Genomic DNA, 18,814 nt, shown 5'->3' with positions numbered 1-18,814 from the left:
TTTTAATTGCCGATATTGAATTACATATTGGCATTGAGCCACCTGTTGCACCCAGCAACCGCCATACTGCGTTTGAAGTAACCAATTTAGCCGAATGCCGCAAACACCTTATGGCAAATGGCATCAGCATTCATGAAGAACCGAATATCTCCGGTCGCCAGCGGTTTAGTTTTGTTGATCCGTTTAGTAACCGGATGGAGTTGCTGCAGTATATATAACTATAGTGCCAGCTCAATAGCCGGATCCCAAAAAACAGATTTAAAATCCTGTACATGATCGTCTTTAACCGTTATGCCTTCGGCCTCTAAAAGCTCCTGCATTAAATTACCACCAAAATGGAATTTGGCGGTTAATAATCCCTGCCTGTTTACTACCCTATGAGCCGGTACCGGCGGTTGCGCCGCCGTTGATGCCTGCATAGCATAACCTACCATACGCGACGAGCCTTTGGTTCCCAAATAACTGGCGATAGCGCCGTAGTTAGTTACCCTGCCGGGCGGTATTTGCCGCACTACATCATACACATTATCATAAAAAGTATAATCGGGCATTGTGTTATTGAAATGAAAATTTAAGGTAGTTAATGTTTTTATTATCCTTCAAATATTTTTTTTCGTAGTAGGTTTTGATGGATAGTACCTCGTCTGCAAATTCAGAATGGTACAGGTCGGCGGTATTAATATGTAATTTAAGCTTTAACTCGGCTATTTTTTCAGCGGTATAAACGTACAGGCCATCATTATCCGTTTTTAAATTTACGGCACCGTCCAGTTTTAATGTGGGCTGATACATGTTTAAAAACCGGAGCGAGGTAAGGCGCTTCTTTTCACGGCTTAATTGTGGTTGCGGGTCGGGGAAGGTTATCCAAATCTCATCCACTTCGCCGGGAGCAAAATAGTCAATCAGGCTCTCTATCTGCATACGCAAAAAGGCAACGTTGTTTACACCCTCTTCTAAAGCGGTTTTAGCGCCGCGCCAAATACGGTTGCCCTTATAGTCAATACCTATAAAATTTTTACCCGGAAACATTTGCGCCAGGCTAACCGTGTACTCGCCTTTACCGCAGGCCAGTTCTAAAACAACGGGGTTGTTGTTTTTAAAAAAACCGTTACTCCATTGCCCTTTATAAACCTTGCCGGCATCTAATTGTAAAACATTGCTAAATGTTTCTATCTCGGCAAAGCGTCTTATTTTATCTTTTCCCATAATAAAGGCGCAAAAATAGTTATTTGATTATTACCCCCAACTATAATTGATACCGGTTGGTAGCGTTAAGCCAGTCAATTATGGTTTTAACACATTCATCGGGCAATGTCGCATCCGTATGTAAATGAATATCCGGCGAAGCAGGTGCTTCATAAGGACTATCTATCCCTGTAAAATCTTTAATTTTTCCGGCGAGGGCCTGTTTGTATAATCCTTTTGGATCACGCTTTTTACATACCTCCAGGCTCGAGTCAATGAAAACCTCTATAAAACTATCTTCGCCAATAATATTGCGGGCACCGTTGCGGTCATTTTTAAAAGGCGATATAAATGAGGCTATCACAATAATGCCGGCATCGTTAAAAAGTTTACTTATTTGCGCCACCCTGCGGATGTTTTCGGTACGGTCATTTTTAGAGAATGACAGGTCGCTGTTAACACCAAGCCGGGTATTATCCCCATCTAAAATATAGGTGCGGTAACCTTTGGCAAAAAGTTGCGCTTCCAGTTCGGCCGCTATGGTTGATTTTCCCGATGATGATAACCCGGTAAACCATAATGTAAAAGCACGGTTATTATTAAGCCCTTCCCGTTGGGCACGGGTTACCTTAGTTGTTTGTACAAATAGGTTTTGGCTTATCTCATTTTTTAACATTTGCTGTACCTGCTTAGAAAGTTAAACAATTTATGATCACGCCTAAAATATTGAAATAAATATTAATATTTGTAACCCGATTAATTTGTAGCCCAATTAATTTGTGATGAGTACAACAGTAAAATTAGCCGAAACATCTTTAATACAGCGAAACGAAAATAAATTTTTAGCCAGCGCCTTGGGCGAAGAAATTGTAATGATGAACACCGATAACGGTGATTATATTGGCGTAAACAGCGTAGGAAGCGATATATGGAACTTGCTTGCCGAGCCAATGCGTATTGATGAGTTACTTGCTAAAATAGATGAGATTTATGATGTAGATGCCGCGCAGCTAAAAACTGAATTAGACGAGTTTGTACAGCGTATGCTTAAACTGGATATGATTACCGTTACTAACAATTAGCAATGAATTTTTTGCGTAAAATTAAAACAGCCTTTAATATGCCAGCGGCAAACAGGATGCTGTTTTTTGAAGCATTGGTTACCTCGGCCTATGTGCGTTTTACATTAAGTTTTTTGCCTTTTAAAAAAGTGATGAGCTGGCTGGGCAAAACCAATGTACGGCCCGAAGTTGAATTGACCCCCGACCAAATAGCACAAATAAAAAAAACCTACCATATCCTAAAGCTATGTGATAAATACGCGCTTTGGAAAACCGAGTGCTATACCCTGGCCCTTACCGGCAAAATATTACTGCGCCGCCGCAATATACCCAGCACTTTATATATTGGGTTTAAAAAAAATGAAGGCAAATATGAGGGCCATGCCTGGTTAAAAACCCCCAATGATAATGTGATAACAGGCAATATGGATCTTACGCAGTTTCAGGTTAATGCTTTTTTTTCGTGATTTTTAAAAACAATAAATATCCGTGAATTGGCATTAAAAGTATCTGCGCGTCTCTTATTTACCCACTTAAAAAAAATATTTAATTGTCGGCCATATCCGGTATGGGGTAGTTATATTTTTCCATCACCTTGCGGTGATTGTCTACTATGGATTTGATCTGTTCAGGGGTTAATTCCTCTTTCCATCCACCTGATTTGCCTTTACGGAAAAAAGAATCGGTTTTGCGATTTTTCTCCATAAAGCCTTTTTCTTTTTCCTGCTCCTTTAGCCTTTCAAAACGGCTTTCAAAAAGGGCCTTTTCAATTTGCCCGGGGGTTTTATCCAGGCCCATAAAGTCTACGGCTTTGCTAAAGGTGTTCAGCTGGTCGTGCAGCATATCCTCATAGCGTAAAACCATTACCGGGAAAGGCACATCAGGGCTGGTCCAGCTTTCGGCATGGCCACTCCAGCTTAGCATTAATTGTGCAAACTGGTTATTTACATTTAGCTCACCTATGGGCCGTTTTTGTTTGGCCAAAGTGCCCTTAGGTTTATTCATGGTTTGTATGGCCTCGTCAATAGTGCCTGCGTTATGGTTGGCAAATGACCCGGCTACATCAAGCGGGTTGCGTATAAAATACAGGGCGCATAGTGTAGGTTGGGCAGGTACAATAGGTACACCCGCACTATTTAAGGTATAAGCATCGTGTATTTTTACAAATAACCGCTCTTTAGCGTATTGCGATACTACCTGAGTAAATACATCGGGCAATAACTGTTTTATCTCATCATCATATAAATAGGATGAATCCATATCTGTAGCATCATCAAAAATATTTCTTGACGAAAATATCCCGTCGGTACGCATCTGGTTAATGTTCAGGTCGCCATCGCCCAATAAAGCAGTTAAAAACGCCCTGAACCAGGTATTGCCGCTTTTAGGATAAGAAGCAAGCCATACAATTTTTGAGGTTATATTTTCTCCGGAATTATCCATTAAGCTGTAGGGTTGATTCTATCAGTTCAACAACTTCATTAACGGTATTTAAATGCTGAGGCCTGCTAATGCGGCACACAGGTACTGCGGCAGTTAATTTACTAACGATGGCGAAGTGAAAATCGCGCTTTTTCATGGCATTCATTTGCACATGTCGGTAGGTATTGCGCTGTAGCGCGTTAAATGATTCTATAGATGCCATTTCCTTAAATTCGACTTTTTGCTCCAGGCTGGCAGAATCAAGCATAAATACTCGTTTAATTGGACGGGGGGCTATCTCATATCCATCATGATAAAAACGGGCATATTTAGCCAGGTGCGGTCTTATACGTTGCTCCTCAGTTGCCATTGCTATCCCTGTTTTATTAAAGCTGTCTACCCACAACTTCATCATGGGGTATGAAGGCACGGCCATAATTATATCGGGGTTATCAACAGCGGGTTGTAATACGCAAACATCGTCCGAGAAAACTTTATATCCTTTTGTCTGTAAGGCGGTTACAATGGTTGATTTGCCAACACCCGACGGGCCGCAAAATAAAACAACCCCATCCTCATGATAAACAGCAGAAGCGTGGAGCGGTATCAAATTGCGCTGGTGCAGCGCAGCGGCCATAGCGTTGCTTAGTAAAAACAAACGGATGCTTTTTTCGTCAACTTCCGGGTTCGGGTCAATACGTATTTCGTTGCCATTTGCTACATAATAGGTTGCTACATTAAGCACCTTTTGCAGGTACTCAGTAGGGCTCATAGAAACCCGTACTTTGTTTACCACATCCTCTCCGTTTAATTGTTCAGGAGCCGAGCCGAGAGTAATGGTCAGATCCGGCTTTTCAAACTCGGCCGGCATAAATTCGGGGAATTTTATCTCAGACAGAATATACAGGCCGAAGCCCCAATATTTAAACATTATTACTTTTATTTGAGTCGAAATTAAAAAAAATCAAACATATACTTTGTGCCTAAATAAAATGCTAATTGCGTTGGCTATATTGGTCCTTAAAATGGTTGTCGTATTAATTTTACGCTGTACGCCTTGACATTCCTATAATATTGTGAAACAAAAAATTGCATTGTTTAGTACAGACCTTTTACGCGCCACTTTTTTGCTGTGGAAAGTTGATAAAAAAATAACGGTTATTAATATGGAACTGCAATGCGTGCAGGCGCTGTTGCCTATTGTTTCTTTATATTATATGAAGTTATTTCTTGAAACATTGGACCCAGGGCATAGGCCAATTGTGTTTGAAACTATAATTCCGTTGATCATAATTTTTTAGGTTTTATTGCCCTGGAAAACAGCCTGAATGGCCTTGTTATAATTAATACGAGTATGTTATTTGAGGTGCTGCTTTGCCGGTTAATATCTTCAAAAGTGGGTAAAAAAGCGTAGCGTATAATTTTACCTATAAACTTTACTTTGTTCAGGGTGTTATCCTGCAGTTGTAAAGAACGACGTATAAATTCAGGCTCGTTAATATACAGCCGCGGCAACTGAAGCGGAAATGCGAGTGGGATAGGTAAATAAGCAGCGGCATCCAATATTTCCCCCCCGTCATCCATCTTTATTCCAAGTAAATTTTCAGTAAGAGCCAACCCTATTTGTAACCGCTTTTTAAAGCCGTAGCTCTTTGCGGTTTCGAATAGTATATGCTGGTCTATTAATGCGCCTTCTTGGTTTATCAGGCAGGCAATATCAACCATGTATTTGAACTTTATGCTCATGTCTTTCACAAAATGGTTGGATATTACGGCTATCATATCATAAGTAGGAGATAATTTATTTACGGCTACCCCACCTATTGAATAAGTTTTTAAATGAGGGAGAAAAAAGTCGTGAGCGGGGTAATCGCCTGAAAATTTTTCCATTAATCGCCAATGCACCTCTATACTAAAAGCATCAGTTTTACCGGGAGTGCGGTACACAATATCTTTAAAGTGCCGCATATAGTATTTTAAATAGGGCTTAGGTACGGCGGTTTTGGCTGTATAATTATTGTTAATAAAATAGTTTTCAATTTCATCAACATCATTCTGCGCAACTAAAAAGTCAAGATCGGCGCTCTCTCTGAGAGCTATATCACCATAATAGTTATGGGCAAAAGCCGGACCTTTGTATGGAATTATCACCATTCCCCGCTCCTTAAAAACCCCAGCCAATTTTGAGGCGGCAATGGCCATTGTTAAGTTTTGCCGCCTTGTTTTATTATAGCTGTTTTGCAACCGCGCCTCAAACTGTGGGGAGGTAACAATAGTGTGCTTTTTAATAATAAAGTAAACAAAGGGCCGCAGGCCTTGTGCACGGATAATTTTATATAAAAGGGGCCAATTAATGGTGGTTTCGGTTATAAAAGTTGTAACCTCATTTATTGTTGCGGTATTAAAGTATAGCCTTGCCAACAAAACCAACGTTACCTGCTCGGCAGTATAGGTTTTTTTAAGTTGCCTAATGGTCAGCATGAAAGATGAGTGTTAATGCCGTTAACGTTTTGTCCCTGCCTGAAAAATTCAGTATTATTGAGTGCTTAAATGTATGAACAAAACAGGGAAGCCCAAAATAAATATATGAACGGTACTGATAACATATTGGTAACCGTACTTATACCTACCCGCAACCGCCCTCGCCTTTTAAAACGGACCTTAGCTTCGGTTGTAAAAAATGTTATTAAAAACCTGGAAGTGGTGGTAGTTGATAACAATCCGGATAAGGCATTTAGTAATGCAGCCGAAAAAACTGTAAAGGATTTTAAAAATACATATCCCGATATAAACTGGCAATACATGCACAGCACAAAAGAGTTTGCATCGGGCGCGCGTAATGACGGGCTTAAAATAGCTAAGGGCCAATTTGTTTGTTTGCTTGATGATGATGACGAACTATTAGATAACAGTATAGCAATACGCTTGCAACACCTGTTGAACGATGCCAACCTGGCACTGTTGTATTGCGGTAACCAAGCCAAAATATACCCTTACCCGTTTAAAATGTACCGCTATTATAAATATGATAAAGTACGGCATAAGCGCGGGTTAATGATGATGTCATGTTCATCCATTATCATCAACAAAAAAATATTTATAGATAACGATTTGTGGTTTAATGAGCAATTGCGCAGGATGGAAGACTATGACCTTTGTCGACGGTTAATTGAACTGGATTTGAAAGTAAAATCAATACCCGATGCATTAGTGCAAATAAATATGCACCCGGATACCCGATTATCTTCAAATACACTGGGTAATACCGATTTTAAGCAAATTTTACTAAGCAAATGGGGAAATGAAATAGAAGAGTACCTGAATAGTTATGGCGAAGGGCTATTTATATGGCGCAAATGTTTTGGCATTGAAACCCATAGCTACGCTGATATTGTTAAAGTGCTATCCGGCTACATGAATAAGAGGCCTTCTTTTTCGTTTAAACTAAAATATTTAATAGTATCTATAAATTCAGTATTATTTTTAGGACTTTATCATGTTTTAATAATTATTTCACAATTTTATAAAAATAACGTATTGCCGCAGAAATATAACTAACTTCCTAATTGTTAATTTGTATTTTGCAATATAATTTGCGCTTCCCCTGCGTTTTTAAACTATTATTTTCATTTTTTCATTAGTCAATAACCTGTTAAGTGCATTATCATCCATCAAATTCTACATTAAAACACTTGCTTGATAAAAGCTTTAAAGATAATGAGCATAATACGGCGTTGATCTATAACGGCGAATCTATCAGTTACAAGGATTTAAATTTACGCGCTAATAAACTGGCGCGGTTACTTATTTCAAAAGGTATTGAGCCCGAAGGGCTGGTACCCGTTTGTTTGGATAATAGCGCCAACCTCATTGTCGCTTTATTGGCTGTTTTAAAGGCGGGTGGTGCCTATGTGCCCATTGATCCTGAATTTCCTAAAGATCGTATAAGTTATATATTAAATGATTGTAAGGCAAAGGCTATAATAACATCTGGCGCACATATAAAAAAAATAGCGAGTGGGCCTTCAACGGACATCATTGACCTTGATACACACTTGCAGGTAATTGATTGGTTACCGGGCGAAGATATTGATGTTGCAATTGGTGTTCAAAACCTGGCCTATGTAATTTACACATCAGGTACAACCGGTGTGCCTAATGGGGTTATGATTGAACACCAAAGCGTTGTAAATAATTTGCTATGGTCCAAAGAGTATTTAAAAACCACACCGCACGACGTTGTATTGCAAAAAACCACCTTTTGCTTTGACGTGTCAGTATGGGAAATTTTCTGGGCATTAATTAGCGGTGCATCATTAGTAGTACTTAATAAAGATGAAGTTAGGGATATTCAAAAATTAAAGGATATCATAGATAGAGAGAAGGTAACTATAACCCATTTTGTACCTACCATGCTTGAGCTTTTTTTATTGGCAGTTAACCCTGGCGAGTGCAGCAGTTTAAGGCAGGTTATAAGTAGTGGTGAAGCCCTTACACCTTTTCAGGCTAATTTATTTAAAGTTAAACTACCCGGAGCAGAGCTGCATAACTTGTATGGCCCAACAGAAGCCACCATACATGCTACTTACTGGCGTGCCCCTTTAGAGGGTGGCGAAATAAAGAAAATATTAATAGGTAAACCGGTTGATAATACAGATATATATATATTAGACGAAAAACATCAGCAGCAGCCCCGGGACAGGATAGGCGAAATATATATAGGGGGCCTTGGTGTAGCAAGAGGGTACCTTAACCGTCCATTGTTAACAACACAAAGATTTATAGAAAACATCTTTGATACAGAAAATAACAGCAGGCTATTCAAAACCGGCGATTTTGGCCGTTACCTGCAAAACGGGAGTATTGAATACCTTGGCCGTATTGACGACCAGGTTAAGGTAAATGGTTACCGCATTGAGTTAGGATCGGTAGAAACAACTATTAAAAACAGTGGGGTAGTTGATCATGCGGTTATTTTAACCAGGAAAAACGAACGTGGCTTTATGCAAATAGTAGCTTATGTAACGCTTAAACCCGATTATAGTGTACAAAACGTATGGGATTATCTGGTAACCAAACTACCCGGATACATGTTGCCAACAAGTATTAGGCAGATTGAAAATATCCCTTTTACGTTTAATGGTAAGGTTGATATTGACTCGTTGGTATATAAACTTGCAAACGAGACTGTTAATCAACCCGTAGCTCCCAAAACCGCTCTTGAAGAGGTTGTATTGGGCATTTGGCGAACAGTGTTTCAAAAGGATGAAATAAGCATATATGATAACTTTTTTGATTTGGGCGGCAATTCAATTATGGCGGTTAAAATGTTATCCATGCTAAAAAAGGAAACCGATAAGCATGTTTCGTTTTTGTTGTTAAATCAATACCCTACTATCCAATCGTTGGCAAAATTGCTGGCAAACCCCAGCACGCTGGAAATACCCAACATTTTGATACCTATTAAACCCGATGGTACAAAAACCCCTATTTACATGATAAATGGTGGTGGCCTTGTTGCCGATGGTTTTTTTAATTTAAGTGATGAACTTGATGAGGATCAGCCGGTATTCGGTTTTCAGTCAAACGGATTTGATAGTGATGGAAATCCATTTAAAACCATTGAGGATATTGCAGCATTCTACATTAAAAGTTTATTAGCCGAAAACGAATATGGCCCATATTGTCTGGCAGGGTACTCCTTAGGAGGTATAATTGCTTTTGAAATGGCGAAACAATTAACAAGCATGGGCAAAGAAATTAAATTGCTGGCTATAATTGATGGGCTATCGCGCGATCCGGAATTGATTAAAACCAGGTATAATTTAATAACCGGTTTAAGAATGATAGGTTTAAACTTATACCTGCTTAAATACGGCCCAATGCGTGCATTGAACTATACAAATGGCGTTTTTAAAGCTATAGCAAAAACAATTGGCAATCGGTTTAGCAAAAAAGCACCGGCAATAACCCAGATGTCTGTAGATGAAGAAAATTTTGATGTATTTAGCTTACATATATCAGCCTATCAAAAATATCAGTTAACCCCGTATGTTGGCAATATTGTTGTTTTCAGGGCAAGCGAGATCACTTTTTATATGGATGATTTTAAATACCTGGGATGGAAGCGTTTTGCAAAAAAAGCAAAAAGCATAACCATTAAGGGGCACCATTTTTCAATATTTGATAATTCAAACATACGGGATTTTGGTAAAAAGCTTCAGGCCGTTTTAGATTCGGGTTTTTAATACCTGCGGTTCGGGGGGCATTTTCTCTTTTTACGCTCACACGTTGTGATTTGCAGGCACGTATAAATTAACATTTTTCTGCATACAAATGTATTAATGCCTATATTTACTGTTTATTATATTATTTATAATCAGCGTTGTACGGTTAATAAATAATAATAATATATGTACATATAGTGTTTTATACTATATATTTAATATTTGATAAGCGTGAGCTCTAAACCTGCATTAAAATTTTTATGTTTTTTATTTGTTTTAATGCTTGGTGTGCAGCGCGGTTTTTGCCAAAATATATTTGAAAGGGCAATAAAAATGAGAATGGATTCGCTTGCCAACGAACCTGAAAAATTTGACAGGCAAGAATTGTTACCAAATGATGCTATGCAAAATTTAATGACACCTTCTGGTTGGGGCGGCTATGGCTCATACATTTTTGGCGGCGTAGGTGGTTCGTACCCTTCTGTTTACACCCATAAGGCTGATTTGATAAGCTCTGTTGGGTTTTGTGTTGGCAATTCTGCAAAGTTTGTAAATGTGGCAGCAAGTCTAAATATTACTAAGGTGCGCAGTTTAAGTGACCTGTCGGCAAATTTTACTATTAGTCATAAGATATTTAGAGCAAGCAGCATATCAGCCGGTGCGTTACAGGTATTAGCTCCTTCGCAGGTATCAGATGCACCTGCGCCTACTTTCTTTTTCGCATTCAGTCATTCTGTACAAGGCATCCGTTCAAAAACTCCCGGCAGTTCAAGGCTTACTTATACCATAGGTATAGGTAGCGGCAGGTTTTATTTAAAAAGCCCTTATGATGTACTTAATGGCCGGGGAAAATATGGAACAGCGGTATTTGGGGATGTATCGTACGAATTAATAAAACATGTTAATATAAATGCCGAGTGGACAGGCATGAACCTGGGTTGCTCATTGGGAATAAGGCCTTTTAGTGGCTCTGCGCTTTCTATTGGTGCCGGCGTTTCAGACTTAACCAGATATACATCAGATAAACCATCAATGATGTTTTCAATGGGCTTCCCGCTTTCTTTAAACAGACGAATCAATAAATTATGATCATGAAAAAATTAGCCATCATAATAACAATAAGTACGCTTGCAATAGTTGCAACCCGTGCTAATGCGCAAACCGGGTTAAATAATAATTCCGACTGGCACGTACCGCCACCTGCAGTTCCAACAGTACCGCAGGTTACTACAACTACAGCCGCGGTAACTGCCATTACTGCCGTGACGGCTATGCCGGCAACACCGGCCACTGTACCTACTGCAACCATTGCAGCTACAGTAACACCCGCAAGCATTTTACCAAGTGTTCCTGATATTCCGGTAACTCCGCCTGCACCTACTGCTGCGGCTGTTGCTGTTGCGGCCCCTGCGGTTGTAGCCCCTGCAACGGTAACTACCCAGGGTACAACCGCTGTTACCCTATCTATAACACCGTCTATCCCCGCTTTGCCGCCGGTATCGCCGCTTCCACCTGTTCCCGAGTTAAAACTTTCTATCAATTAATCGGGCAATTATATAATAGTATGGATGCGTTAATAAACCGGGTTACAAAAAAAACACAGCTTTTGCTTACTGTGTTTTTTGTTTTTTGCAGTTGCATTAGCAATGCGCAAACCGTACAGCGCATCTTTACTTTTGAAAAAGGCGACAATTACCAAAAACGTACCTTTTTAAATTCAACTTTTATTATTCAACGCGGAGCTAAAGCGTTAACTGTAACCTCATCTTCATCGGTTTATAAAACTTATAAAGTAACTGATGTATCTGATAAGGCTTATACATTTAAGGTTAGTATTCCTAAAATGGATGTAGTTATAACTGCAGCCGGCGCTAGCATGCATTTTGATTCGGAAAAGGATATCGATACTACTTCAAAAATAGAGACGGCCTTAAAGTATATGGTTGGTAAGCATAGTGATGTATTGGTTGACAGAACAGGTATTATCCTGTCAGACGATGATTTTTCGGATAAACTGGCAAATGATACCTTATTGTCCTTTGCAGGGATACAGCCCGAGTCGTTTATAAAGGGGAGCCAATTTAATGTTATACCAAACTTTGTGGTAAAAAGGGGTATTAAAAAAGGCTACAAATGGAAAGATACAGCCACATTTAGCCGGCAAAAAATGACTACAAGGTTTTGGATAGACCAGGTAACCCCAACCAATACCATTATAAAATTTAAAAGTTTTGTTACCGGCGATCTGGTTAACAGTAATTCTACAGGAACCTATATTGTAGATAATAAATCGGGGATATTGGTACAAAGGCTTATACAAAGTATTTCTACAGGATATCAAATATTAAATGGTGTGGTGTATTCTACCACGAGGCGTATATCATTGTCAGAGGATTGTGCCAAAAAGGATGAAAAGACGTCGCTACCTCCTGACGATTCTTTTATGGTTGTAACTAAATAGAATTTTTTGTCGGGATGGCAGGATTCGAACCCACGATCTTCCCGATTTTACATCGGGACGCGATACCTGGCTACGCTACGTCCCGAGGAAATTTAGTGCCAGATTGCAAATATAATTTTTGCGCCAATAATTTACAAAGACCAATTTTTTCGTGTAACAAAACTTAAATTGTTGTAAGTTTATTACCTGCAACAATTGCCACCAATAGGTTATTGTTAGCAATATAAAGGACGACAATGCAACCACCCAATATAAAAGAGCGTATAATTTTAGGTATTGATCCGGGTACGGCAGTTATGGGATATGGACTGATAAAGGAAATAGGTACCAAAGCCGAACTGATAAGCCTGGGTGTGGTAAAAATGGATAAAATTGACGACCACATGCTTAAACTGCAGCGCATTTTTGAAAAAACGCTGGCCCTTATTGATAATTACAAACCTGATTGCCTGGCTATTGAAGCCCCTTTTTATGGTAAAAACATACAGGTAATGCTTAAACTGGGCCGTGCGCAGGGTGTGGCCATGGCGGCAGCACTGGCGCGCAATGTAGAGGTTACAGAATATTCGCCGCGCAAAATAAAGCAGGCTATAACCGGTAATGGTAATGCTACTAAAGAGCAGGTAGCCGCCATGTTGCAAAGCCTGCTCAACTTTAAAGAAACGCCTGACTTTTTAGATGCGACCGACGGGCTGGCCGTAGCTGTTTGTCATGCCTTTCAACGGTTTCCGGCCGGCAAAAGCGGCACTAAAAAATCCTATTCCGGCTGGGATACTTTTGTAAAGGATAACGCAAAGCGGATAGTTTAGTAGATAGGCAGAGGCCTTCGCCCTAAAGCTTAGTTAACCCCGCTCCTCCCAAATCATCGCTAAATGCAAAATGGTCTCTACCGCTTTTTGCATGTCCTGTACCGATACCCATTCCTGCTTGCCGTGAAAGGCATGCTCGCCGGCAAAAATGTTGGGGCAGGGCAATCCCATAAATGATAAACGCGATCCATCCGTACCGCCGCGTATGCTGCATAGCCTGGCCTCAAGTCCCGCCCGGCGAATGGCTTCCATACCATATTCAACAATTTTGGGGTGGTGGTCCAGTACCTGCTTCATGTTGCGGTATTGGGGTTTTACCTGTAGTTGGTAGCTTGAACCTGGATAATCCTTTAATATTTCATCCGCTATCTTCCTGATAGTATCGGCATGTTGTACAAGCTTAGTATCTTCAAAATCGCGGATAATAAAATCAATACTGGCTTGCTCCACATGCCAGTCCATATCAACCGGATGCACAAAGCCCTGCATATTATCCGTACCCTCGGGCGATAGTTCAACCGGTAATTGCGCAATTATTTTACCCGCAATTTTAAGGGCACTTTCCATTTTACCTTTGGCAAAACCAGGGTGACTGCTTATACCATTAATGATAAGCTTTGCCCCATCTGCGGAGAAGGTTTCATTCTCCATATTGCCCGCGCTTTCGCCATCCATGGTATAACCCGCGTATGCACCTAGTTTTTTAATATCCACTTTATCTACTCCGCGGCCAATCTCTTCATCAGGGGTAAACAATATGCGGATATCCCCATGTTTAATTTCGGGATGATTAATGAGTTGGTAACAGGCGTCCATAATTTCGGCTACCCCTGCTTTATTATCGGCACCCAGTAAAGTGCTGCCACTGGCGGTAATGATATCATTACCAATTTGATTTTTAAGATCAGCATGTTCGCTCATTTTTAATATTTGCGACGCGTCATCAGGTAGTACCAGGTCCTCTCCCTGATAATTCTTATGCACTATGGGCTTTACCCCCTCGCCGCTGCAATCGGGCGAGGTATCCATGTGCGAACAAAAGCAGATAACGGGCACATCGGGCTTGTGGGTATTGGCAGGTATAGTGGCGTATACATAACCAAATTCGTCTATATGCGCATCGGCTACGCCAATAGCTAATAATTCATGTACCAATAGCCTGCCCAGATTTTTTTGTTTTTGGGTTGAGGGATAGGTATTTGAGTTAGGATCTGACTGGGTATCGATACTAACATAACGTAAAAAACGTTCTTTAACCGTAAAATTGATGGGCGAAGTAAATTTCATAAGCCTTATATTTGCAGAAGCCATAATTACTGATTTTTTCAGACAGTTTATCATAATTACTACAATTTGAATATAGAAGAGTTGCGCGATTATGCCCTTTTAAAATCAGGAGCTACCGAAGGGTTCCCCTTTGGCGAGGACACGTTGGTTTTTAAAGTTGGCGGCAAAATATTTTTGCTGGCGGGCTTAACACCCGGCACCGCCTTTAATGTAAAATGCGACCCGGAACTGGCCATTGACCTCCGCGAACGTTACACCGAAGTACAACCCGGCTACCACATGAACAAAAAAATGTGGAACACCGTACAAATGGATGGCTCATTAACCCGCAAACAGCTTTGCGATATGATTGACCATTCGTATAATTTAGTTTTTAAAAGCCTGCCTAAAACAATACAGGCACAAATACCTGCCAATTAACCTGATGGAACAATACTTATTACTTACGCCCGTAGCTTCAATTATTTTTGTGCTTACCATTATTACCACGCTTATTACCTTTAGTAATGAGGATCTGTACGGCAAAATGATGCTACACCCCTATAGCGTATCAAAAGGTAAATATTTATATACCTTAATAACCAGCGGACTGATACATAAAGACTGGATGCACCTTTTTTTTAATATGTTTTCCTTTTATTTTTTTGCTTTTCAGCTGGAAGCGACCATTGGGCACTGGCAATTTGGGCTGCTGTATTTTTTAAGCATGGTATTAAGCGATCTTCCTTCGGTTTATAAACATAAGGAGGATTTTTGGTATCATAGCCTGGGTGCGTCGGGTGCTATAAGTGCGGTAATATTTAGCTTTATCCTGTTTTCGCCAATGAGCAAAATGATGATCATGCCCATACCTATACCCATCCCGGCTATTTTATTTGGCGTATTATACTTGCTTTACTGTACCTATGCATCCAAATACTCGCAGGATGCCATTAACCATGATGCCCACTTATTTGGCGCGTTAAGCGGTTTGCTTATTACTATTATAATGTACCCTTCGGTAGTACACTTTTTTATCGGGCAAATTACCGGGGCAATTTAATAGTACGGCCATCAATAACCACTCCTTCGGCATCAAACAAAAAGCTCATGGGGTGTTCAGGGTCCTTAATGATCTCTAATAGCAGAAAGCCCCAGTTTTTCCAGAAAGTTTCCAGCACCTGGCCGTAGGTTTTATTCACCCAGTCGTCAAACAGTGGTTTGTTGCTCATGCCGCGCAGGGGCATGGCTTCAATATATACCTCTTCGCCAACCGGCATAATAGTATACTCGGGCAGGCGGTTAAACAGGTAGGCCGAATAAAATACGCGCCCGCTAAACTCTTCAAACTGTATAGGGTGCAGGGTATGGTCTTTTATTTTTTCAAATATCTCTTTATGGTATTGTTTGTTGGCGCCGTTATCCTGCAGACAAATTACCAACCCAAAATCGCGTATGCGCAGGGCAAAGGTTAGCGTGTTTATTTCATCGCGGTAGCCAAACTCTTGTTCATTATTATCAACCTTAAATAAAAACAGGCTAAATGGCTTAAAATCTTCAAGCACTACGGGCAGGTTAAGGCTTTGCAGCATTACATGCAGGTGGCTAAATTTATGGATAATAGATTGCGAAATATTAAACTCCTGACCCTGTGTATACTGCTGTTTTATGCCTGATTGTATCTCATTAAATATGATACCGTAAAGCAGTTTGCCGGCCCATTGAAATATCTTCAACTCGTCCAGTTGCTTTACGGCATCGTAACCCTGCGCAAAGGCGCCGGCAATTTCATATTCAAGCGGCTCCAGGTATTGCTCATTAATGGCTGCCGAGCAGGGCAATTTCAGGTCCTTATAAGTAGCCATGCTTTCGTCCAACAGCTTAAAGGGCCGGTCTTCCAGCTGGTAAAGGCTCATGAGCCATTGTGGGAACACCTGTATTTTTTCTTCCTCGCTGTTTAAGGGCGCACCGCTTAAAAAACAGGTTTTGTTGCTAAAGTTTGATACCTCAAAAGGGGCGTAAATTTGTGCCGGCATAGCCGCAAAGATAGCAATGTACCCGCTTATGGAAAATTGTGTGTGCTAATAGGACATAACAATTACTAATACCTTGTCCGTTAAATTAATTTAGTAATATTACTATCATGAAAAAAGGCCTGCTTTTACTGGTAAGTTGTATGGTTTTGAGTTGTACACCTAAAACCGATGCTCCCGCTATACATATTAGCCTTATTGATAGCGGCAACACCTTAAAAATAACCGGGTTAAACTACGCCATAATGCAGGATGTAAACCGCGATAGCAGCAATGGCTGGCAAAATTTACTACAGGTTTACCGTATGCCCGCCGATACCGATATGAAGGATTATCAGCCCATGCAGCCGGGTAGTTATGCTATAAAAGACAGTGCCATTATATTTAAACCGGATACCCCTTTTGCTAAACACCAGCTATATTTTATGCGCTGGTATCGCTACAGCAGTACCGCTGATATATGGGGCTTTATTAAAGGCAAGCGGCAGCCCGGCAAAACGCCCTATACCGATTTGATTTTTAAGCAATAAAAGCCTTGAAAAATTAATAATATTACTTATATTTGCATCCAATAAAGAAAGAGGGGACCATTTGTCCCCTCTTTTTATTTATTATTTTATCGGATCAGCGAAATTGAGTGATGAGTATTGAAAAAAAAGTAGCGCGGCTGGTTGAAGAAAAGATAGCCGAAATTAACCGGCCCGACCTGTTTATTGTTGATGTGAAAATGCACGGCAATAAACTGAATATACTGGTTGATGGCGATAGCGGCATAGGTATTGCCGAGTGTGCACAAATAAGCCGGTATGTAGGCTTTAAACTGGAAGAAGAAAACACGATAGAAACCGCTTATAATTTAGAAGTTTCATCGCCGGGGGTTGATTTTCCGCTTTCATCGCAAAGGCAGTATAATAAAAACATTGGGCGCGAGTTAGCTATTAAAATGGCTGATGGCGCCAAAAAGGAAGGCAGGTTACTTGCAGTTAACCAAACCAACCTGACCATTGAAGAAAAAATAAAAGAAAAAGGGAAAAAGGCGCAATTGGTTGAAAGCCTTATCCCCATTGAGCAAATAACAGAAACTAAGGTTTTAATATCATTTAAGTAAAAAAAATGAGCAATATTAATTTAATTGATTCTTTCCAGGAGTTTAAGGACTTTAAGAACATTGATCGCCCTACGATGATGAGTGTGCTGGAAGACGTTTTCAGGAGCATGATCCGCAAAAAATTCGGAACTGATGAAAACTGTGACGTAATTGTGAATACCGACAACGGTGACTTAGAGATTTGGCGCACCCGTACGGTAATGGAAGATGGTTTTAGCGAAGATGACGACCTGGAGATTGAACTGGCCGAGGCTAAAAAATTGGATCCGGATTTGGAAGTAGGTGATGAGCATATTGAGCAAATTACCTTAGAAAGTTTTGGTCGTCGTGCTATTTTAGCCGCCCGCCAAACACTGGTATCTAAAATTTTAGAACTGGAGAAAGACGAGATCTTCAAAAAATACAAAGACCGCGTTGGCGAAATTGTTACCGGCGAGGTTTACCAGGTATGGAAAAAAGAAACTCTGGTGCTTGACGATGAAGGTAACGAGTTATTGTTGCCTAAAACCGAGCAAATACCGGCCGATTACTTTAAAAAAGGCGATAGCGTAAAAGCCATTGTACATAAGGTTGATATGCTGAATAGCAACCCTAAAATTATCATATCACGTACCGCGCCCGAGTTTTTACAGCGTTTGTTTGAACTGGAAGTGCCCGAGATTTTTGACGGATTGATCACGATCAAAAAAATTGTTCGCGAACCGGGCGAAAGAGCCAAAGTAGCTGTTGAATCATACGACGACCGTATTGACCCTGTAGGTGCCTGTGTGGGCATGAAAGGATCACGTATACATGGTATCGTTCGTGAGTTGAAAAATGAAAATATTGATGTTATAAACTATACCAACAATATTCAGTTATATATACAACGTGCTTTATCGCCGGCCAAAATTACCTCTATCAAATTAGATGATGAGAAAAAAACAGCCGCGGTATATTTAAAGCCCGATCAGGTATCATTAGCCATTGGTCGTGGTGGTCATAATATAAAACTGGCCGGTAAATTAACAGGTTATGAAATTGATGTTTACCGCGAAGCGGACGAGCATGACGAAGATGTGGATATTGAAGAATTTTCTGACGAGATTGATAGCTGGATATTGGATGAATTTAAACGCATTGGTTTAGATACAGCAAAATCAGTACTGGCATTAACCGTTAGCGAATTGGTTAAACGTACCGATCTGGAAGAAGAAACGGTAAAAGAAGTTTTAGCAGTATTACAGGCCGAGTTTGAATAAA

23 protein-coding genes and 1 tRNA gene are annotated in these 18,814 nt (G+C 40.3%); 14 read left to right on the top strand and 10 right to left on the bottom strand.

Going from position 1 to position 18,814, the window contains the following annotated elements; translation table 11 throughout:
* A partial coding sequence (locus tag ABI367_RS01305) for a VOC family protein (RefSeq protein ID WP_462226686.1) occupies nucleotides 1–218 on the top strand: 218 nt, incomplete at its 5' end.
* Here ABI367_RS01305 and ABI367_RS01300 read toward each other — a convergent pair.
* The 3 genes from ABI367_RS01300 to cysC are packed head-to-tail and all read right to left on the bottom strand — an operon-like array spanning nucleotide 219 to nucleotide 1,861.
* Nucleotides 219–551 (bottom strand): MGMT family protein, encoded by a 333-nt coding sequence (locus ABI367_RS01300; RefSeq protein WP_462226684.1) that lies wholly within the window; start codon nucleotides 549–551, stop codon nucleotides 219–221.
* A 4-nt stretch (nucleotides 552–555) separates the two neighbouring features.
* Nucleotides 556–1,206: a tRNA (guanosine(46)-N7)-methyltransferase TrmB gene (gene trmB / locus ABI367_RS01295; RefSeq protein ID WP_462226682.1), complete on the bottom strand. Its 651-nt coding sequence runs from the start codon at nucleotides 1,204–1,206 to the stop codon at nucleotides 556–558.
* 40 nt (nucleotides 1,207–1,246) lie between these two features.
* On the bottom strand, nucleotides 1,247–1,861 hold the full coding sequence (gene cysC, locus ABI367_RS01290) for an adenylyl-sulfate kinase (protein ID WP_462226680.1): 615 nt from the start codon (nucleotides 1,859–1,861) through the stop codon (nucleotides 1,247–1,249).
* Between the two features lie 106 nt (nucleotides 1,862–1,967).
* Between cysC and ABI367_RS01285 the strand changes: the two genes are divergently transcribed.
* Complete coding sequence (locus tag ABI367_RS01285; protein WP_462226679.1) at nucleotides 1,968–2,267, top strand: PqqD family protein; 300 nt, start codon at nucleotides 1,968–1,970, stop codon at nucleotides 2,265–2,267.
* A gap of 38 nt (nucleotides 2,268–2,305) precedes the next feature.
* Nucleotides 2,306–2,713 carry a lasso peptide biosynthesis B2 protein gene (locus tag ABI367_RS01280; RefSeq protein ID WP_462226678.1) on the top strand — a complete coding sequence of 136 codons (408 nt, stop codon included), beginning with the start codon at nucleotides 2,306–2,308 and terminating at the stop codon, nucleotides 2,711–2,713.
* A 79-nt stretch (nucleotides 2,714–2,792) separates the two neighbouring features.
* Here ABI367_RS01280 and ABI367_RS01275 read toward each other — a convergent pair whose 3' ends face one another.
* Nucleotides 2,793–3,689, bottom strand: coding sequence for a sulfotransferase domain-containing protein (locus ABI367_RS01275; protein WP_462226676.1), 897 nt, complete (start codon nucleotides 3,687–3,689; stop codon nucleotides 2,793–2,795).
* Nucleotides 3,682–4,599 (bottom strand): serine kinase, encoded by a 918-nt coding sequence (locus ABI367_RS01270; protein ID WP_462226674.1) that lies wholly within the window; start codon nucleotides 4,597–4,599, stop codon nucleotides 3,682–3,684. The genes ABI367_RS01275 and ABI367_RS01270 overlap by 8 nt, the downstream gene beginning before the upstream one ends.
* A 145-nt stretch (nucleotides 4,600–4,744) precedes the next feature.
* On the opposite strand from ABI367_RS01270, the gene ABI367_RS01265 reads away from it, so the two are divergent.
* Nucleotides 4,745–4,969, top strand: a complete 225-nt coding sequence (locus ABI367_RS01265; protein WP_462226673.1) for a hypothetical protein — start codon at nucleotides 4,745–4,747, stop codon at nucleotides 4,967–4,969.
* On the opposite strand, the gene ABI367_RS01260 is transcribed toward ABI367_RS01265, so the two are convergent.
* On the bottom strand, nucleotides 4,956–6,149 hold the full coding sequence (locus ABI367_RS01260; protein WP_462226672.1) for a nucleotidyltransferase domain-containing protein: 1,194 nt from the start codon (nucleotides 6,147–6,149) through the stop codon (nucleotides 4,956–4,958). The genes ABI367_RS01265 and ABI367_RS01260 overlap by 14 nt on opposite strands.
* 105 nt (nucleotides 6,150–6,254) lie before the next feature.
* Here ABI367_RS01260 and ABI367_RS01255 point away from each other — a divergent pair, with 105 nt between their 5' ends.
* The 3 genes from ABI367_RS01255 (at nucleotide 6,255) to ABI367_RS01245 (ending at nucleotide 10,984) form a co-directional block, all read left to right on the top strand.
* Complete coding sequence (locus ABI367_RS01255) at nucleotides 6,255–7,226, top strand: glycosyltransferase family 2 protein (RefSeq protein ID WP_462257999.1); 972 nt, start codon at nucleotides 6,255–6,257, stop codon at nucleotides 7,224–7,226.
* Between the two features lie 134 nt (nucleotides 7,227–7,360).
* A complete protein-coding gene (locus ABI367_RS01250; protein ID WP_462226668.1) occupies nucleotides 7,361–9,916 on the top strand; it encodes a non-ribosomal peptide synthetase in 2,556 nt (851 codons plus the stop codon).
* 318 nt (nucleotides 9,917–10,234) lie between these two features.
* A complete protein-coding gene (locus tag ABI367_RS01245) occupies nucleotides 10,235–10,984 on the top strand; it encodes a hypothetical protein (protein WP_462226667.1) in 750 nt (249 codons plus the stop codon).
* Here ABI367_RS01245 and ABI367_RS01240 read toward each other — a convergent pair.
* Nucleotides 10,971–11,435: a hypothetical protein gene (locus tag ABI367_RS01240; RefSeq protein WP_462257997.1), complete on the bottom strand. Its 465-nt coding sequence runs from the start codon at nucleotides 11,433–11,435 to the stop codon at nucleotides 10,971–10,973. The two genes, ABI367_RS01245 and ABI367_RS01240, sit on opposite strands and share 14 nt — an antisense overlap.
* Before the next feature lie 24 nt (nucleotides 11,436–11,459).
* Here ABI367_RS01240 and ABI367_RS01235 point away from each other — a divergent pair, with 24 nt between their 5' ends.
* Entirely contained in the window at nucleotides 11,460–12,356 is an 897-nt protein-coding gene (locus ABI367_RS01235; protein ID WP_462226663.1) for a DUF6263 family protein, read from the top strand.
* Between the two features lie 9 nt (nucleotides 12,357–12,365).
* Here the strand turns inward: ABI367_RS01235 and ABI367_RS01230 are convergent.
* Nucleotides 12,366–12,441 (bottom strand) — tRNA-Leu (locus ABI367_RS01230).
* 151 nt (nucleotides 12,442–12,592) lie between these two features.
* Here ABI367_RS01230 and ruvC point away from each other — a divergent pair.
* Complete coding sequence (gene ruvC / locus ABI367_RS01225) at nucleotides 12,593–13,165, top strand: crossover junction endodeoxyribonuclease RuvC (protein WP_462226661.1); 573 nt, start codon at nucleotides 12,593–12,595, stop codon at nucleotides 13,163–13,165.
* A gap of 33 nt (nucleotides 13,166–13,198) precedes the next feature.
* On the opposite strand, the gene pepT is transcribed toward ruvC, so the two are convergent.
* Complete coding sequence (pepT, locus tag ABI367_RS01220; RefSeq protein WP_462257995.1) at nucleotides 13,199–14,452, bottom strand: peptidase T; 1,254 nt, start codon at nucleotides 14,450–14,452, stop codon at nucleotides 13,199–13,201.
* 66 nt (nucleotides 14,453–14,518) lie between these two features.
* On the opposite strand from pepT, the gene ABI367_RS01215 reads away from it, so the two are divergent.
* The gene (locus tag ABI367_RS01215; protein WP_462226658.1) at nucleotides 14,519–14,872 is read left to right on the top strand and encodes an MmcQ/YjbR family DNA-binding protein; all 354 of its coding nucleotides are present in this window, start codon (nucleotides 14,519–14,521) and stop codon (nucleotides 14,870–14,872) included.
* 4 nt (nucleotides 14,873–14,876) lie between these two features.
* Nucleotides 14,877–15,494 carry a rhomboid family intramembrane serine protease gene (locus ABI367_RS01210; protein WP_462226657.1) on the top strand — a complete coding sequence of 206 codons (618 nt, stop codon included), beginning with the start codon at nucleotides 14,877–14,879 and terminating at the stop codon, nucleotides 15,492–15,494.
* Here the strand turns inward: ABI367_RS01210 and ABI367_RS01205 are convergent.
* Nucleotides 15,478–16,467: a hypothetical protein gene (locus ABI367_RS01205; RefSeq protein ID WP_462226655.1), complete on the bottom strand. Its 990-nt coding sequence runs from the start codon at nucleotides 16,465–16,467 to the stop codon at nucleotides 15,478–15,480. The genes ABI367_RS01210 and ABI367_RS01205 overlap by 17 nt on opposite strands.
* 107 nt (nucleotides 16,468–16,574) lie before the next feature.
* On the opposite strand from ABI367_RS01205, the gene ABI367_RS01200 reads away from it, so the two are divergent.
* The 3 genes from ABI367_RS01200 to nusA all read left to right on the top strand — a co-directional run bounded on the left by ABI367_RS01200 (nucleotide 16,575) and on the right by nusA (nucleotide 18,813).
* Entirely contained in the window at nucleotides 16,575–16,994 is a 420-nt protein-coding gene (locus ABI367_RS01200; protein ID WP_462226654.1) for a hypothetical protein, read from the top strand.
* A 110-nt stretch (nucleotides 16,995–17,104) separates the two neighbouring features.
* On the top strand, nucleotides 17,105–17,572 hold the full coding sequence (locus ABI367_RS01195; RefSeq protein ID WP_462226652.1) for a ribosome assembly cofactor RimP: 468 nt from the start codon (nucleotides 17,105–17,107) through the stop codon (nucleotides 17,570–17,572).
* 5 nt (nucleotides 17,573–17,577) lie between these two features.
* A complete protein-coding gene (gene nusA, locus ABI367_RS01190; RefSeq protein ID WP_462226650.1) occupies nucleotides 17,578–18,813 on the top strand; it encodes a transcription termination factor NusA in 1,236 nt (411 codons plus the stop codon).
* The last annotated feature ends 1 nt before the right edge of the window (nucleotide 18,814 follow it).

Origin of the sequence: Mucilaginibacter sp. (assembly GCF_039935595.1) — a bacterium.
Classification (GTDB): domain Bacteria; phylum Bacteroidota; class Bacteroidia; order Sphingobacteriales; family Sphingobacteriaceae; genus Mucilaginibacter.
Note: the sequence above shows the minus strand (reverse complement) of the source record. Positions and strands in the feature narration are given on the sequence as shown.

What these genes read in the sequence shown, in the direction of transcription:
- ruvC (WP_462226661.1), top strand. Translation starts at nt 12,593, where the DNA reads ATGCAACCACCCAATATAAAAGAGCGTATAATTTTAGGTATTGATCCG.
- ABI367_RS01210 (WP_462226657.1), top strand. Translation starts at nt 14,877, where the DNA reads ATGGAACAATACTTATTACTTACGCCCGTAGCTTCAATTATTTTTGTG.
- ABI367_RS01205 (WP_462226655.1), bottom strand. Translation starts at nt 16,467, where the DNA reads ATGCCGGCACAAATTTACGCCCCTTTTGAGGTATCAAACTTTAGCAAC.
- ABI367_RS01300 (WP_462226684.1), bottom strand. Translation starts at nt 551, where the DNA reads ATGCCCGATTATACTTTTTATGATAATGTGTATGATGTAGTGCGGCAA.
- ABI367_RS01280 (WP_462226678.1), top strand. Translation starts at nt 2,306, where the DNA reads ATGCCAGCGGCAAACAGGATGCTGTTTTTTGAAGCATTGGTTACCTCG.
- ABI367_RS01255 (WP_462257999.1), top strand. Translation starts at nt 6,255, where the DNA reads ATGAACGGTACTGATAACATATTGGTAACCGTACTTATACCTACCCGC.
- pepT (WP_462257995.1), bottom strand. Translation starts at nt 14,452, where the DNA reads ATGAAATTTACTTCGCCCATCAATTTTACGGTTAAAGAACGTTTTTTA.
- ABI367_RS01195 (WP_462226652.1), top strand. Translation starts at nt 17,105, where the DNA reads ATGAGTATTGAAAAAAAAGTAGCGCGGCTGGTTGAAGAAAAGATAGCC.
- ABI367_RS01275 (WP_462226676.1), bottom strand. Translation starts at nt 3,689, where the DNA reads ATGGATAATTCCGGAGAAAATATAACCTCAAAAATTGTATGGCTTGCT.
- ABI367_RS01270 (WP_462226674.1), bottom strand. Translation starts at nt 4,599, where the DNA reads ATGTTTAAATATTGGGGCTTCGGCCTGTATATTCTGTCTGAGATAAAA.
- cysC (WP_462226680.1), bottom strand. Translation starts at nt 1,861, where the DNA reads ATGTTAAAAAATGAGATAAGCCAAAACCTATTTGTACAAACAACTAAG.
- ABI367_RS01285 (WP_462226679.1), top strand. Translation starts at nt 1,968, where the DNA reads ATGAGTACAACAGTAAAATTAGCCGAAACATCTTTAATACAGCGAAAC.
- ABI367_RS01260 (WP_462226672.1), bottom strand. Translation starts at nt 6,149, where the DNA reads ATGCTGACCATTAGGCAACTTAAAAAAACCTATACTGCCGAGCAGGTA.
- ABI367_RS01200 (WP_462226654.1), top strand. Translation starts at nt 16,575, where the DNA reads ATGAAAAAAGGCCTGCTTTTACTGGTAAGTTGTATGGTTTTGAGTTGT.
- ABI367_RS01245 (WP_462226667.1), top strand. Translation starts at nt 10,235, where the DNA reads ATGGATTCGCTTGCCAACGAACCTGAAAAATTTGACAGGCAAGAATTG.
- nusA (WP_462226650.1), top strand. Translation starts at nt 17,578, where the DNA reads ATGAGCAATATTAATTTAATTGATTCTTTCCAGGAGTTTAAGGACTTT.
- trmB (WP_462226682.1), bottom strand. Translation starts at nt 1,206, where the DNA reads ATGGGAAAAGATAAAATAAGACGCTTTGCCGAGATAGAAACATTTAGC.
- ABI367_RS01235 (WP_462226663.1), top strand. Translation starts at nt 11,460, where the DNA reads ATGGATGCGTTAATAAACCGGGTTACAAAAAAAACACAGCTTTTGCTT.